Source organism: Streptomyces sp. NPDC043908 (assembly GCF_056435525.1).
Genome location: NZ_JBWKEI010000009.1, coordinates 289,179 through 303,048, shown reverse-complemented (window position 1 = coordinate 303,048; position 13,870 = coordinate 289,179). Strand labels below are relative to the sequence as shown.

Genomic DNA, 13,870 nt, shown 5'->3' with positions numbered 1-13,870 from the left:
TTTGTCTCCGTGCGTCAGCTCCCGGCGCAGTACGACATCAGCCGGTCGTGGTCGGCCTTGAACTGGTCGTAGACCGCGTCGTCGTTGATCTTCAGGATGGTCTCGTCGTTGGAGCGCAGGGCCTGCCACGAGTAGTTGTGGCTGCCGGTCCAGACGATCTTCTCGTTGGCGACGCCTTCGTAGGTGCCGTTGACCAGCAGGTACTTGGAGTGGATGCCGATGTTGACGCTGTGGCCGGCCGGCGGGGTCTCCCAGCACTCCACGCGCTGGGTGAGCTGCCCGGACAGGATCGACTCGACGGTCTTGCCCATGGACGGCACGCCCGTGCCGCCGCCGTTGGGGTTGCCGTCGGCCGCCAGGTACACCTTGCAGCCCGCGTCCACCATCGAGGCGAGCTTGCTCGCGATCTGGTCGCGGTAGAAGAGGTTGGCCGCCATCCGCACCTCGGAGTGCTGGGTGGAGGAGCAGACGACCTTGTCGAGGATCAGCTTGACCGTGTCGGTGGCCGGGTCCGTGGAGTAGGTGGTGCCGGACGTCTCCTTGCGGGGGAAGAAGTACGTCTTGTAGTCGGGGTTGGTCGAACTGATGGGCGTGGAGTAGTAGTTGTTGTTGCTCGTGCCCGCCGAGCCGTTCGCCACCTGGTCGTCGAAGTACGCCTGGTAGTTGGTGTAGAGACCGGCGTCGACCAGCGTCACGGCGTTGTTGAAGAGGTCGGTGCGCTGGGTGCCCGACATGTTGGCCGAGGTCTGCACGACGACGTTGTCCGCGCCTCCCGTGTGGGAGAAGAGGAAGAACTTGTTGTGGTTGATCGAGCCGTCGTCACCGGAGTTGAGTCTGCGGTTGGCGATGCAGGCGCGGCCCTGCGGGCAGGACAGGATCCAGGACGCCTTGGTGCGGTCGGTGCCGAGCGCGGCGGCCAGGTTCTCGTACTCGCCGCCCTTGGTCAGCTCCGTGCCGTCGGGCTTGAAGTTGTGCGACTTGTAGTCGACGACGAGCTTCACGGCGACGCCGCGGTCCTTCGCGGCGATCAGCGCGGTGCGCAGGACGTCGTCGGTGAACGTGTACATCGACATCCGGACGGTGCTGCCCGCGGGGGCGTCGTTCACCAGCGAGACGACGTAGTCGCGGATCCTGTCCTGGTCGGCGGTGGTGCCCGACGGATCGTTGAAGATCGCCCCGTCGGTGACCGCGACGGTGTCGGCCGAGGCCGCGCCCGGTCCGGCGAAGACGGACATCACGGCAACGGCCAGGCCGAGGAGCCAGGTTCTGCGGTGGCGGTGCACACCGGCCTCCAGTGCATAGGGCTACGAATAGCACGTACATGACAAATCGGACGGCAGGGTTCCGTCCGATCGGTCGAAGGTACCAACGCGGCCCGTCCGCTACCGGTCCGGGCTCCCCCACCGACGCGCCCGCAGCGGCATCCCGGAGGCGCCGCCCCGTGCCGTCTTCACCGCCAGGATCTGGTTGACGCCGATCCGGTTGTGCTCGAAGGAGAGGGCGCAGGCGGCCATGTAGAGCCGCCAGACCCGGGCCCGGCCGGGGCTCGTCAGCTCGGCCGCGCGCGGCCGGTCCGCCTCCAGATTGGCCACCCAGTGGCGCAGGGTCAGCGCGTAGTGCTCGCGGAGAGCCTCCACGTCCCGTGCCTCGAACCCGGCGTCCTCCAGGGTCGCGAGCGTCCGCCCGAGCGGGGCCAGTTCCCCGTCGGGGAAGACGTACGCGTCGATGAACGCGTCCACGTGGTAGCCGGCCTCGTCCCCCTCGGGGCGCCGGGCGATCTGGTGGTTGAGCAGGCGCCCGCCCTCCTTGAGCAGGGCGTACAGATCGTCCGCGTACTCCCGGTAGCGCGCCGAGCCCACGTGCTCGGCCATCCCGATCGAGGAGATCGCGTCGTACGGCCCGTCGCTCACGTCCCGGTAGTCCTGCACCCGGATCTCGACCCGGTCGGCCAGGCCCTCCTCGGCGACGCGCTTACGGGCGTAGGCGGCCTGTTCGGCGCTGAGCGTGATGCCGACGACCCGGGCTCCTTGGTGGCGGGCGGCGTGCAGGGCCATCGAGCCCCAGCCGCAGCCGACGTCGAGCAGCCGGTCGCCCCCGCCGAGGCCGAGCTTGCGGCAGACCAGCTCCAGCTTGTCGTGCTGGGCCTGCTCCAGGGTGGCGCCGGGGTGCTCCCAGTAGGCGCACGAGTAGACCATCGAGGGGCCGAGGACCAGCTCGTAGAAGGCGTTGCCCACGTCGTAGTGGTGGCTGACGGCCTGCCGGTCGCGGCGTCGGGTGTGCAGCGGGCCGGTGCGCCGGCGCAGCTCCTCGGCGGGCGGGGCGGGCGGCGGCAGGGGCCCGCCGAGCCGCAGCAGCTCCCGGGCGGCGGCCCGCAGCCTCGGGTCGCGTACGGGATGGACCGCCCGTCCCGGACCCCTGCCGCGGTCCCAGAGCAGCCCGGCCATCAGGTCGAGGGCCCGGTAGAGGTCGCCCTCGATGTCGAGCTCACCGGCCACCCAGGCGCGCGCGAGGCCCAGTTCGCCCGGCTTCCACAGCAGCCGGCGCAGGGCGCGGCGGTGGCGCAGCACGAGCACCGGGGCGTCCGGCGGGCCCGCCTCGCTGCCGTCCCAGGCGCGGACGCGGACCGGAAGCTCCTCGCCCAGGAGCTCACCGGCGAGAGCGGTCAGCCGCGTCGCGGTGTCGGCCATGGCGCACACCTCCGTGAAGTCGCCCCCGGGGGGCCCGGCACCCCGCCCCGGACAAGATTGCCCCGGGCTCCGGCCGTCCCGCTACAGCGCCACGGGCGTACGGAGGCGGCGCGCACACCGAAGGGGCCGCCCGCACCACGGATGGCGGACGGCCCCTTCGGGCGTTGCTACGGGAGGCTGACCGGGGTCAGGAGGCCTTCGCCTTCTCCTCGACCTTCGCGGCCGGGGCCGGGGCGGGCTTGGCGGCCTCGTAGAACTCCTCGCGCGGAGTCTCCATGGCGCCGAGCGAGACGACCTCGCGCTTCAGGAACATCGCGAGCGTCCAGTCGGCGAAGACACGGATCTTGCGGTTCCAGGTGGGCACGGCCAGACCGTGGTAGCCACGGTGCATGTACCAGGCGAGACGGCCCTTGAGCTTGATCTTCATCTTGCCCATGACGATCATCGCGACGCCCTTGTGGAGGCCGAGGCCCGCCACCGCGCCCTTGTTGGCGTGGGCGTACTCCTTCTGCGGGAAGCCCCGCATGCCGGAGACCACGTTGTCGCCGAGGACCTTGGCCTGGCGCAGCGCGTGCTGGGCGTTCGGCGGGCACCAGGCGTTCTCCACGCCGGCCTTGCGGGCGGCGAGGTCCGGGACCTGGGCGTTGTCGCCCGCAGCCCAGATGTAGTCGGTGCCCTGGACCTGGAGGGTCGGGGCGGTGTCGACGTGGCCGCGCGGACCCAGCGGCAGGCCGAAGCGGGCCAGCGCCGGGTTGGGCTTGACGCCCGCGGTCCACACGATGGTGTTGGAGTCGACCTCCAGGCCGTTCTTCAGCACCACGTGGCCGTCGACGCAGGAGTCCATGGACGTCGAGAGGTAGATCTCGACCCCGCGGCCCTCCAGGTGCTCCTTGCCCCACTTGCCGAGCTGCGGCCCGACCTCGGGGAGGATCTTGTCGGCGGCGTCGACCAGGATGAAGCGCATGTCCTCGCGCTTCACGTTGGTGTAGTACTTGGCCGCGTCGCGGGCCATGTCCTCGACCTCGCCGATCGTCTCGGCGCCGGCGAAGCCGCCACCCACGAAGACGAAGGTCAGGGCCTTGCGGCGGACGTCCTCGTCGGTCGTGGAGTCGGCCTTGTCCAGCTGCTCCAGGACGTGGTTGCGCAGGCCGATGGCCTCCTCGACACCCTTCATGCCGATGCCCTGCTCGGCGAGGCCGGGGATCGGGAAGGTGCGGGAGACCGCGCCGAGGGCGACGACCAGGTAGTCGAAGGGCAGCTCGTAGGCCTCGCCGACGAGCGGCGAGACCGTGGCGACCTTGCGGTCCTGGTCGATGCTGGTGACACGGCCGGTGAGCACCTCGGCTCCGCGAACGACGCGTCGCAGCGGGACGACGACGTGGCGCGGGGAGATGCTGCCTGCGGCGGCTTCGGGGAGGAAGGGCTGGTACGTCATGTACGACCGCGGGTCGACGACCGTGACGGTCGCCTCGGCGTAGCGCATCTTCTTGAGAATGCGCCGTGCCGCGTACAGGCCTACGTACCCACCGCCTACGACGAGGATTCGGGGACGCTCCGTGGTGCTCATGCCATCGAGTATCCACCCCCCTGTGGAGCCTCGCTCGTGCGCCCCTTCACAAGGTCCGACGGGGTCTCTGCTACACTTCGCGGCCCACGTGACCGAGGTCATGGTGGCCCGAGGGAACCACGGTACCGGGGAGAACGTTGTTCACCCCTCCTGAACTGGCCCTCACACCCGCGCGCGGACTGGACCACCGGGTCGGGAAACACGCTCGTAACACGGGGTCGACCCCCTGGATCGCGCCCTGTTGAGCCGTTGGACCTACAGAAGAGAGGCCTGCGGCCCTCATTCGAGGTCAACGGACGGGTTTTCCTTGTGAAGAACTTCACGAACTTTCTCGCGGAGGGTGCTCCGAAGGGCCCCGTAAGGGCCCTCCGGAGCCCATTTCACGCGATCGACCAGGCGATTCCGTCGAGGATGTCGTGCTCGCTGACCACGACCTCCGAGGCGCCCGTGCGCTCCATGACGGCCTCCAGGACGAGCGCGCCCGCCGCGATCACGTCGATCCGGCCCGGGTGCAGCACCGGGATCGCCGTGCGCTCCTCGTGGGTGGAGGCCAGCAGGCGCTCGGTGACCCGCTTGACGTCCTCGTAGGGGATACGGGAGTGGTGGATCGCCGCCGAGTCGTACGCGGGCAGGCCCAGCGCGATCGCGGCGACCGTGGTCACCGAACCCGCCAGACCCACCAGGGTGCGCGGCTCGCGCAACGGGACCGTCTGCCCGGCCAGGTCCAGGGCGGCCTCGATGTCCGCCCGCATGGCCGCGATCTGCTCGGGCGTGGCCGGGTCGCCGGGGTGGTGGCGCTCGGTCATCCGCACACAGCCCACGTCCACCGAGCGGGCCGCGCGCACCCGGCGCGAGCCGACCACGAACTCGGTGGAGCCGCCGCCGATGTCGACCACCAGGTAGTCGCCGTCGGCGTGCAGCTCCCTGGTGGCGCCGGTGAAGGAGAACTCCGCCTCCTGGTCGCCGGTGATCACCTCGGGCTCGACGCCCAGGATGTCGACCACGCCCCGGACGAACTCGTCCCGGTTCTCGGCGTCGCGGGAGGCGGAGGTGGCCACGAAGCGCACGCGCTCGGCGCCGAACTCCTCGATGACCGCCGCGTACGCGCGGCAGGCCGCGAAGGTGCGCTCCAGGGCCTCGGGGGCGAGGCGGCCGGTGCGGTCCACGCCCTGGCCCAGGCGCACGATCGTCATCCGGCGGTCCAGCTCGACGAGTTCACCGCCGTCGCCGCCGGACGCGGTCGCGTCGGCGACGAGGAGGCGGATCGAGTTCGTCCCGCAGTCGATGGCGGCGACCCGGGTCACTTCTCGCCCTCCCCGGGCACGCAGGGGGTGACGCAGGGGCCCTTCGCCCACCACTCGGGGAGCATCGCGATCGCCTCGTCGCCCAGCGGGTTGACGCCGGGCCCCGCCGCCAGCGAGTGGCCGACCAGCACGTGCAGGCACTTCACCCGGTCCGGCATGCCGCCCGCGCTCGGGAAGCCCTCCAGGACCTCGATGGCGTCGCGGCGGGCGATGTAGTCCTCGTGGGCGGCGCGGTAGGCCGCGGCCAGCTCGGGGTCGGTCGCCAGACGCTCCGTCATCTCCTTCATGACGCCGTTGGCCTCCAGCGTGCCGATCGCCGACGCGGCCCTCGGGCAGCTCAGGTAGTACGTCGTCGGGAAGGGCGTGCCGTCGGGCAGCCGGGGGGCCGTCTCGACCACGTCGGGGTTGCCGCACGGGCAGCGGTGCGCGATCGCGCGCAGTCCGCGCGGCGGGCGGCCCAGCTGCTCCTGGAAGGCGGCGATGTCCGCCTCGGTCGGCTCGGTGCGGGGAGTGCGGGGCGGGGGCGTTTCCATCGCGGTGTCTGTCTCAGTCTCTGTCTGTCTGGATCGGTCGCTGGCGGTTCACGTCGTCAGTCGCCGGGGCGGTCGGCCTTGTCCACACCGTCCCAGAGGTTCTGGTGCCAGGGGCGGCCGGTGGAGGCCTTGCCGTCGCGGCGGCCCTTGCCGGCCGACGGGTCGGTCACGGTGTAGCCGGTCTCGCCCGGGAACTGCATGTGCAGGTGCTCACGGGCCAGCCGCTTGATGTACGCGTCGTCCTGGAGCCGCGCCTTCTCGTCGCGCAGCCGCTCGACCTGCGCGGCCGCGTCGTGCTCCTTGCGGCGCTCCTCGGCGATGTCGCCGCGCTGCGACACGTACTGGCGCATCGGGTACGCGAGGGCCACCACCAGGGAGCACATCACCAGGGCGAGCAGCGCGGCCCGCCCGGTGAGCCGGGAGCGGCGTGCCTGGCGCTTCTTCTGCGACCGGTAGACACGGGCCGCGGTCTGCTCGCCGAGCACCTTGAGCCGGGCCGCGGTGGAGAACCGGTCCCGGTTGCCCTTGGCCATGTCGCCCCGCTTCCCTCACGTACGTACAACGTCCCCGGACACGGTACGGGACCGCGGCCGGGGACGTACGGACGACTGGCTGGGCCAGGCCCGGGTCGGTTCTCAGCCCCGGGCGTCCTCGACGGCGCCCTTGAAGCGCGGGAAGGCGCTGCGGCCGGCGTACACCGCGGCGTCGTCGAGGATCTCCTCGATGCGCAGCAGCTGGTTGTACTTGGCGACGCGCTCGGAGCGGGCCGGGGCGCCGGTCTTGATCTGGCCGCAGTTGGTGGCGACGGCGAGGTCGGCGATGGTGACGTCCTCGGTCTCGCCGGAGCGGTGCGACATCATGCACTTGAAGCCGCTGCGCTGGGCGAGCTCGACGGCGTCGAGGGTCTCGGTCAGCGAGCCGATCTGGTTGACCTTCACCAGCAGGGCGTTGGCCGACTTCTCCTCGATGCCGCGGGCGAGGCGCTCGGGGTTGGTCACGAACAGGTCGTCACCGACGAGCTGGACCCGGTCGCCGAGCTTGGCGGTGATGGTGTTCCAGCCGGTCCAGTCGTCCTCGAAGAGCGGGTCCTCGATGGAGACCAGCGGGTACGCGTCGACGAGCTCCGCGTAGTACTCGGTCATCTCGGCGGCCGTGCGGGACTGGCCCTCGAACTCGTACTTGCCGTCCTTGTAGAACTCGGACGCGGCGACGTCCAGGGCGAGCGCGACGTCCTTGCCCGGGGTGTAGCCGGCCTCCTTGATGGCCTCCAGGATCAGGTCCAGGGCGGCGCGGTTGGAGTCCAGGTTCGGGGCGAAGCCGCCCTCGTCGCCGAGGCCGGTGGACAGGCCCTTGCGCTTCAGGACGGCCTTGAGGGTGTGGTAGACCTCGGTGCCCCAGCGCAGCGCCTCGGAGAAGGACTCCGCGCCGATCGGGGCGATCATGAACTCCTGGATGTCGACGTTGGAGTCGGCGTGCGACCCACCGTTGAGGATGTTCATCATCGGAACGGGCAGCAGGTGCGCGTTCGGGCCGCCCAGGTAGCGGAAGAGCGGCAGGTCGCTGGCCTCGGAGGCGGCGTGGGCGACGGCGAGCGAGACGCCGAGGATGGCGTTGGCGCCGAGCGAGCCCTTGTTGTCCGTGGCGTCCAGGTCGAACATCGCCTGGTCGATCAGGCGCTGCTCGGTGGCGTCGTAGCCGACGAGCTCCGGGCCGATCTGCTCGATCACGGCGAGGACGGCCTTCTCGACGCCCTTGCCCTGGTAGCGGCTGGGGTCGCCGTCACGCAGTTCGATGGCCTCGAAGGCGCCCGTGGAGGCGCCGGAGGGGACGGCGGCACGGCCGGTGCTGCCGTCGTCGAGGCCGACCTCGACCTCGACCGTGGGGTTGCCTCGGGAGTCCAGGATTTCCCGGGCTACGACGACGTCGATGGACGGCACGAGCATCTCCTTCTGGGATGTGACGCGGAAACGCCGGGCCGCTTGGTCCGGCACCCCTGAGCCTAACCGGCTCCGGGGCATCCACCAGCCGACCGACCGGCCCGTGGGACGAAACGGGGGGCAAAATGTTCCCGAACAAAACAAACCCCCGCGCCGCACGGGGGTGGGGGCGGGGTGGGGTGCGTGGTTCGGCTGCGGCGCGGTGGGCGGCTGGTCGCGCAGTTCCCCGCGCCCCTGAGGGTGCGTGTCCGGCTGCGGCCCGGTGGGGGCTGATCGCGCAGTTCCCCGCGCCCCTGAGGCGTTCGGCCCCGGCCGGAGAACCCGGCTCAGCCACAGACTGCCAGGGGCGCGGGGACCGCGCGAGCAACCCACCCCCGGCCCGCAGACGAACACCCCGCCCACAAGGGGCGCGGGGAACCGCGCGAGCAGCCACCCACGCCCCGTGGGCGCATCCCCGGCCGGACGGGGCTCAGCTCAGGTGGAGCTGCTGGTTCACGTAGATCAGGTTCGCGTCCTTGACGACGTCCTTGTTCAGCTCGAACAGCTTCTCCCAGCCGCCCTTGACGCCGTGCGCCGAGGCGATGGAGCCCAGGGTGTCCCCGGCCTTCACCTTGTACTCGCCGTCACCGGTCTTGACCGGGGCCGGACGGGACTCGCCGCGCGAGGCGGGGGCCGACTCGCGCTGGGGGGCGGGGGCGGCCTTGGGCGCGGCCTTCTTCGGCGCGGCCTTCTTCGGCGCGGCCGGGGAGCCGGACGTGTCGACGTCCGCGGCCGAGCCGCCGGCGGTCAGGTTGCCCGCGCCGGCGCAGGACCAGGCGCCCGGCCCCTGCATGGCGAGCAGCTTCTCGGCCGTGGCGATCTGCTGGCCCTTGCTGGCCAGGTCGGCGCGGGAGGCGTACTGCGTGCCGCCCGCCGCGGCCCAGGAGGACTGCGAGAACTGCAGACCGCCGTAGTAGCCGTTGCCGGTGTTGATGGACCAGTTGCCGCCGGACTCGCACTGGGCGACGGCGTCCCAGGTGGAGACGGAGGCGGCGGAGGCGGAGCCGGCGGCCATCAGCGGGGCGGCGACGGCGGCACCGGTGACACCGGCCAGCGTGACGACTCGGACGGCCTTGGACGGGCGGCGGTGCTTGCCCTTGCCGGAAAGCAGCATGGAGTTCTCCTCACCGACGCCTGCGAGGTGAGCTGTCGGGTTCGGGCGAGTGAGTGGCCCGGCCGCGCCTGGTGGCGCGTCTTCACCCCAAGCCGTTCCCTGGCCGCTTCGTACGTCTCGCCGTATGGCGTACGTCCCTCAACGGCCGGGCCCGGCGCTTACCTTGGGTCCCCCGCTCCTGCCTACGGCGCTTGGAGCGTCGACTGTTCCCCACGACCGGCGGCAGGATTCGGCGTTCCCGGTCGAAGGGGCCCGTGGTGACGAGCGCTTCGACCGTAAACACACCAACCCCTGATGTTCAAAGGGGCACATCAGGGAGAAATCGCCCCTCGCGGCCCTTCCGTAACCCCTGTTTCCGCAGGTCGGGGGCGTAACGCCCGTACCGGACGGACGGGACACGGCAGTTGACGGAAAGAGACCCTTGTCTCACTTGCACAGAAGTGGACATAGGCCCCTGAACTACCCCTTGGCCGGGGCCGGGTTGTCCGTCTTTGCCAGGTTCAGATCAAGGTTCTGGCCAGGCACGATGAGGTTCGGGTCGGCGCCGATCGTCTTCTCGTTCGCCTTGTAGAGCGCGGACCAGCCGCCCTCGACCTTGTGCGTGCGCGAGATGTCCCACAGATTGTCGCCGGGGCGGACGGTGTAGTCGCCTTCGGCGGCCAGTACGTCGCCCGACTCGCGTGACTCGGCGTCACCTCGCGAGGCGTGACGCCCCGATTCATGAGCGTTGTCCGTATTGCCCGGCTCGGTGGCCGCGGGCGTGCCGGTCTCGGCCGGGTCGGGGGTGCCGCGGTGCTTGCCGCCGGAGGCGGAGCCGGTGCCCGCGTCGGCGGTCCCGGCCGGGGCGCTCGCGTCGGCGGAGCCGGGCTTGGCGCTCGCGCCCGTGGACGGCGCCGAGGGCGTCGTGGAGGGCTTGGGGGCGGTCGAGGACGACGGGGACGGCGTGGTGGACGCCGGCGGCTTCTTGGCGGGCGCGGACGGCGTGGCCGTGGCGTCCGGGGTCGCGGCCCCCTCCTCGGAGGGGACGTACGGCGAGGGCGTGGCGCCCGGGTCGACGGCCGGGGCGCCGCCGCCCGCGGTGAGCCCGGAGATCCCCGAGCAACTGGTGAAGGCCTTCGGGCCCTTCGCCGCGAGCACCTTCTCGGCGACGGCTATCTGCTGCGCCCGGCTGGCCAGGTCGGCCCGCTCCGCGTACGCCGTACCGCCGTAGTTCTGCCAGGTCTCCTGAGAGAACTGGAGCCCGCCGTACAGTCCGTTGCCGAAGTCGGCGCTCCACGCGCCGCCGCTCTCGCACTCCGCCACGCTGTCCCAGGTGGACGCGGTGGCGGCGCTCGCGCCGCTCGCCGCGAAGAGCGGAAGGGCGAGGGCCGAGCCGGTCACCCCCGCCGCGACGACGAGTGCGGGAGCCTGGCGGGGTCGGCGGTGCCGTCCGTTCCCGGAGCGCATGCTGTGGCCTTCCGTGTGACTACGTCTGTGACCGCCGGGCCGGGCGGTGCGCCCGGTGTGGCGAGTCGAGGGGTGAACGTAGCCGTACTCGAACGCTTGTCACAAGTCGATGCACCCGCGATAACGCCAAAGTCACAGTTTTGACGGATCGTCAGTTCCGGCGGGCGTGAACGCGACCGGAAGGGTGCGCAGTCCGCGCATGATCAGCCCGCCCCGCCAGCGCAAATCGGCAGGATCCGCCGCGAGCCGCAGGTCAGGAAGGCGTCGCAGCAAGGTGGCCAGCGCGGTCCTCGCCTCCAGTCTGGCCAGGGGCGCGCCCAGGCAGTAGTGGATGCCGTGGCCGTAGCCGAGGTGCTGGTTGTCGCGGCGGCCGAGGTCGAGCGTGTCCGGGTCGGGGAAGCGGTCGGGGTCGCGGTCGGCCGCGGCCAGGACGACCAGCACCGGGTCGCCCGCCGCGATGTCCTGGCCCCCGATCGACAGCGGGCGGGTGGCGAAGCGCCAGGTGGCCATCTCCACGGGCCCGTCGTAGCGCAGCAGTTCCTCGATGCCGGTGTCCAGCAGCTCCGACTCCCCGGCCGCGAGCGAGCGCTGCAGCCGCTCGCGCTGCCCGGGGTTGCGCAGCAGCGCGTACATCCCGTTGCCGATGAGGTTCACGGTCGTCTCGAACCCGGCGAACAGGAGGATGAAGGCCATCGCCGCGGCCTCGTTCTCGGTGAGGTGCTCGCCGTGGTCGCTGGCGCGGATGAGGCCGGAGATGAGGTCCTCGCCCGGGTTCTCCCTCTTGCGGTGGATGAGTTCGAGGAGGTAGCCGCGCATCTTCTTCACCGAGCGGGCCACCCCGCCGCGCGGGCCCTTGCCGTGCCGGATCATCATCCCGGCCCAGTCCCGGAAGTCGTCCTGGTCCTCGCGCGGCACGCCCAGCAGGTCGCAGATGGCGTAGATGGGCAGCGGGAACGCGAACTCGTGGATGAGGTCGGCCTCCCCTGCGGCCGCGAACCGGTCGATGAGGGTGTCCGTCAACTCCTGCACCCGGGGCGCGAATTCGGCGACCGTACGGGGCGTGAACGCCTTCGCCACCAGCCGCCGCAGCCGGGTGTGGTCCGGCGGGTCGATGTTGAGCAGATGCGTCATCAGCTCGGCCTTGCGCTCGCCCGGGATGCCCGTTCTGCCCCGGGCGTGCGCGGGCTCGTCGTGGTGCGCCGGGTTCTTGGACAGCCGCTGGTCGGCGAGGGCCTGCCGGGCGTCCGCGTACCGCGTCACCAGCCACGCCTCGACCCCGCTGGGCAGCGTGGTGCGGTGCACGGGCGCGTGCTCCCGCAGCCAGCCGTAGGCGGGGTAGGGGTCGGTGGCGAACTCCCAGGTGAACATCTCGGGGGCGGGGGGTGCCCCTGGCGGGGGCGGGGTCTGGCCCGGGCCCTGGTCCTGGCCCGGTGGCGTGTTCGGGGCCTGGTCGGGGTGTGCGCCCGGGTCCCGGCCCGGCGGGGGCGAAGGGTGTGTCACCGTCAGCTCGTCTCGGCCGTGCGGATCGCGTCCCGGTACGCGCGCGCCGCCGCCCGCAGGGCCGCCTCCGGGTCCGTGCCGTCGGCCTCCGCCGCCACCGCCAGGGCGAGCAGCCGGTAGCCGATGCCCTCACCGGAGGGCAGCGGCACGTCGAGGCCCGCCGTACGGACCCGGGACGCCAGCTTGGCGGCGAGGGCGAGGCCGGGCTGGCCGAGGGGAACGCCGTCGGTCACCGACGCGCGCCCCTTCTCCGCCGCCTTCTGGCGCAGCCAGTGCTCCTTGACCTCCTCGGGCGTCTCCGCGTGCGCGTCGCCGAAGATGTGCGGATGGCGGTGGATCAGCTTCTCCACGATCGTGCCGGCCACGTCGTCGATGGAGAACGGGTCCGCCCCGTCCTCCGCGTCCCCCTCCTCCGCGATGCGGGCGTGGAAGACGACCTGGAGGAGCACGTCCCCCAGCTCCTCGCGCAGCTCGTCGCGGTCGCCCTCCTCCACCGCCTCGACCAGCTCGTACGCCTCTTCCAGGGCGTACTTCGCCAGCCCCTTGTGGGTCTGCTGGGACGACCACGGGCACTCGCGGCGGATGCGGTCCATGACCTGGACGAGGTCGAGCAGCCGGGCGCCGGGCAGGTCGTAGGAGCCGGGCAGCAGCTCCAGGTCGGGCATGGCGACCCGGCCGGAGCCCGCGAGCCGGGCCAGCCCGTCGGTGAGCCGGCGGTCGCCCTCGCCGGAGGGGAGGACGACGACCGTACGGCCGCCGGCGCACGCCTCGACCAGCTCCTGGGCGTCCGGCTCCGCGATCTCGGCCTCGACGCCCGCCTCGCGCAGATACGGCAGCTGCGGGTGGCCGGGGTCGGCGCAGAGCACCCGGTCGGCGGCGCGCAGCGTCTGCCACGCGGGCCAGGACAGCAGTCCGGGGGCCACCCGGTGGCTGGCGGTGAGCAGGACGACGCGGCCGGGTTCTTCGAGAGTCACCTCTCGAACCTACCCCGGCCGCCCGCCGCGCCCGCTCCGCCCCGTCAGCCGGTGACGGGGGCCTCCCGCTCCGGGGCCTGCTTGGTGACCTGGGCGATCCACGGCGTCCTGGTGTCGGCGAGCTGGATCGCCTTGTCGTCCCAGCTCCCGTACCGCGGGTTCACGTCGATGCTCAGCTTCTTGGACGCCTCGGTGAGCGTCCTGGTGACGGAGGCCTGGCCGGTCGGGGTGGCGAGGTCGGCGCCGGTCGCGGCGGCCAGCTTGGTGAGCTGCACCTGCTCGCGCACCGCGTCGTCGATCTGGCCGGGGGCGACCCCGCGCTGCTGGAGGAGCATGGCGGCGAACGCCTGCTCGCCGCCCGCCTGCCGGGCCATCGCGGCCCGCGCCTGCTGGAGTTCCTTGCGGCTGACGCTGACCCCGGCGTCGGCGGCGGCCCGGTCGAGCACCTTGTCGAAGATCAGCCCGTGCAGCTTGGCGCGGCTGAGCTGGCCGGTGTTGCGGATGAGCTGGGCGGACTGCGGCGAGGCCTCCTGCGCCGTACGGACGTCCTTGACCTGCGCCTGGAGCGCGGAGACCGGAATGCGGTCGCCCCCCACGACGGCGGCGGCGCCCGGATGGGCCTCGCTGCCGCAGGCGGTCAGGAGTGGCCCCGCGCCGAGGAGCGCGACACAGAGGGCGAGTGCGGTGCGACGGCGGCGGTGCAAAGGAGCCTCCCGGCGGATCGTGCGACAGTGCAGCGACCAGATGACCTATGACCTTGCGGTGATCG

The 13,870-nt window shown here is 71.9% G+C and carries 12 protein-coding genes and 1 riboswitch; all 12 genes read right to left on the bottom strand.

The window, feature by feature from the left end; genetic code table 11:
• Positions 1 to 14: 14 nt before the first annotated feature.
• Positions 15 to 1,283, bottom strand: coding sequence for a phospholipase D-like domain-containing protein (locus AC069K_RS21525; RefSeq protein ID WP_478618595.1), 1,269 nt, complete (start codon positions 1,281 to 1,283; stop codon positions 15 to 17).
• Positions 1,284 to 1,382: 99 nt separating this feature from the next.
• Complete coding sequence (locus AC069K_RS21520; protein WP_478618592.1) at positions 1,383 to 2,687, bottom strand: class I SAM-dependent methyltransferase; 1,305 nt, start codon at positions 2,685 to 2,687, stop codon at positions 1,383 to 1,385.
• 187 nt (positions 2,688 to 2,874) lie between these two features.
• A complete protein-coding gene (locus tag AC069K_RS21515) occupies positions 2,875 to 4,254 on the bottom strand; it encodes an NAD(P)/FAD-dependent oxidoreductase (protein WP_358833757.1) in 1,380 nt (459 codons plus the stop codon).
• 380 nt (positions 4,255 to 4,634) lie between these two features.
• Entirely contained in the window at positions 4,635 to 5,558 is a 924-nt protein-coding gene (locus AC069K_RS21510) for a Ppx/GppA phosphatase family protein (protein ID WP_478618588.1), read from the bottom strand.
• Positions 5,555 to 6,091: a DUF501 domain-containing protein gene (locus AC069K_RS21505; protein ID WP_358833759.1), complete on the bottom strand. Its 537-nt coding sequence runs from the start codon at positions 6,089 to 6,091 to the stop codon at positions 5,555 to 5,557. Before AC069K_RS21505 ends, AC069K_RS21510 begins: the two co-directional genes overlap by 4 nt.
• 56 nt (positions 6,092 to 6,147) lie before the next feature.
• A complete protein-coding gene (locus tag AC069K_RS21500) occupies positions 6,148 to 6,624 on the bottom strand; it encodes an FtsB family cell division protein (RefSeq protein ID WP_358833760.1) in 477 nt (158 codons plus the stop codon).
• A 102-nt stretch (positions 6,625 to 6,726) separates the two neighbouring features.
• Positions 6,727 to 8,028, bottom strand: a complete 1,302-nt coding sequence (gene eno, locus AC069K_RS21495) for a phosphopyruvate hydratase (RefSeq protein WP_478618583.1) — start codon at positions 8,026 to 8,028, stop codon at positions 6,727 to 6,729.
• 469 nt (positions 8,029 to 8,497) lie between these two features.
• A complete protein-coding gene (locus AC069K_RS21490; protein ID WP_478618581.1) occupies positions 8,498 to 9,181 on the bottom strand; it encodes a transglycosylase family protein in 684 nt (227 codons plus the stop codon).
• 2 nt (positions 9,182 to 9,183) lie between these two features.
• Positions 9,184 to 9,381, bottom strand: a riboswitch (cyclic di-AMP (ydaO/yuaA leader).
• Between the two features lie 259 nt (positions 9,382 to 9,640).
• Entirely contained in the window at positions 9,641 to 10,627 is a 987-nt protein-coding gene (locus tag AC069K_RS21485) for a transglycosylase family protein (protein ID WP_478618578.1), read from the bottom strand.
• Positions 10,628 to 10,759: 132 nt separating this feature from the next.
• The gene (locus AC069K_RS21480; RefSeq protein ID WP_365105902.1) at positions 10,760 to 11,995 is read right to left on the bottom strand and encodes a cytochrome P450 family protein; all 1,236 of its coding nucleotides are present in this window, start codon (positions 11,993 to 11,995) and stop codon (positions 10,760 to 10,762) included.
• 134 nt (positions 11,996 to 12,129) lie between these two features.
• The gene (locus AC069K_RS21475; RefSeq protein ID WP_365105808.1) at positions 12,130 to 13,101 is read right to left on the bottom strand and encodes a nucleoside triphosphate pyrophosphohydrolase; all 972 of its coding nucleotides are present in this window, start codon (positions 13,099 to 13,101) and stop codon (positions 12,130 to 12,132) included.
• 44 nt (positions 13,102 to 13,145) lie between these two features.
• The gene (locus AC069K_RS21470; RefSeq protein ID WP_358833894.1) at positions 13,146 to 13,805 is read right to left on the bottom strand and encodes a SurA N-terminal domain-containing protein; all 660 of its coding nucleotides are present in this window, start codon (positions 13,803 to 13,805) and stop codon (positions 13,146 to 13,148) included.
• Between the last annotated feature and the right edge of the window lie 65 nt (positions 13,806 to 13,870).

What these genes read in the sequence shown, in the direction of transcription:
- AC069K_RS21520 (WP_478618592.1), bottom strand. Translation starts at nt 2,687, where the DNA reads ATGGCCGACACCGCGACGCGGCTGACCGCTCTCGCCGGTGAGCTCCTG.
- AC069K_RS21515 (WP_358833757.1), bottom strand. Translation starts at nt 4,254, where the DNA reads ATGAGCACCACGGAGCGTCCCCGAATCCTCGTCGTAGGCGGTGGGTAC.
- AC069K_RS21505 (WP_358833759.1), bottom strand. Translation starts at nt 6,091, where the DNA reads ATGGAAACGCCCCCGCCCCGCACTCCCCGCACCGAGCCGACCGAGGCG.
- AC069K_RS21500 (WP_358833760.1), bottom strand. Translation starts at nt 6,624, where the DNA reads ATGGCCAAGGGCAACCGGGACCGGTTCTCCACCGCGGCCCGGCTCAAG.
- AC069K_RS21490 (WP_478618581.1), bottom strand. Translation starts at nt 9,181, where the DNA reads ATGCTGCTTTCCGGCAAGGGCAAGCACCGCCGCCCGTCCAAGGCCGTC.
- AC069K_RS21485 (WP_478618578.1), bottom strand. Translation starts at nt 10,627, where the DNA reads ATGCGCTCCGGGAACGGACGGCACCGCCGACCCCGCCAGGCTCCCGCA.
- AC069K_RS21480 (WP_365105902.1), bottom strand. Translation starts at nt 11,995, where the DNA reads ATGTTCACCTGGGAGTTCGCCACCGACCCCTACCCCGCCTACGGCTGG.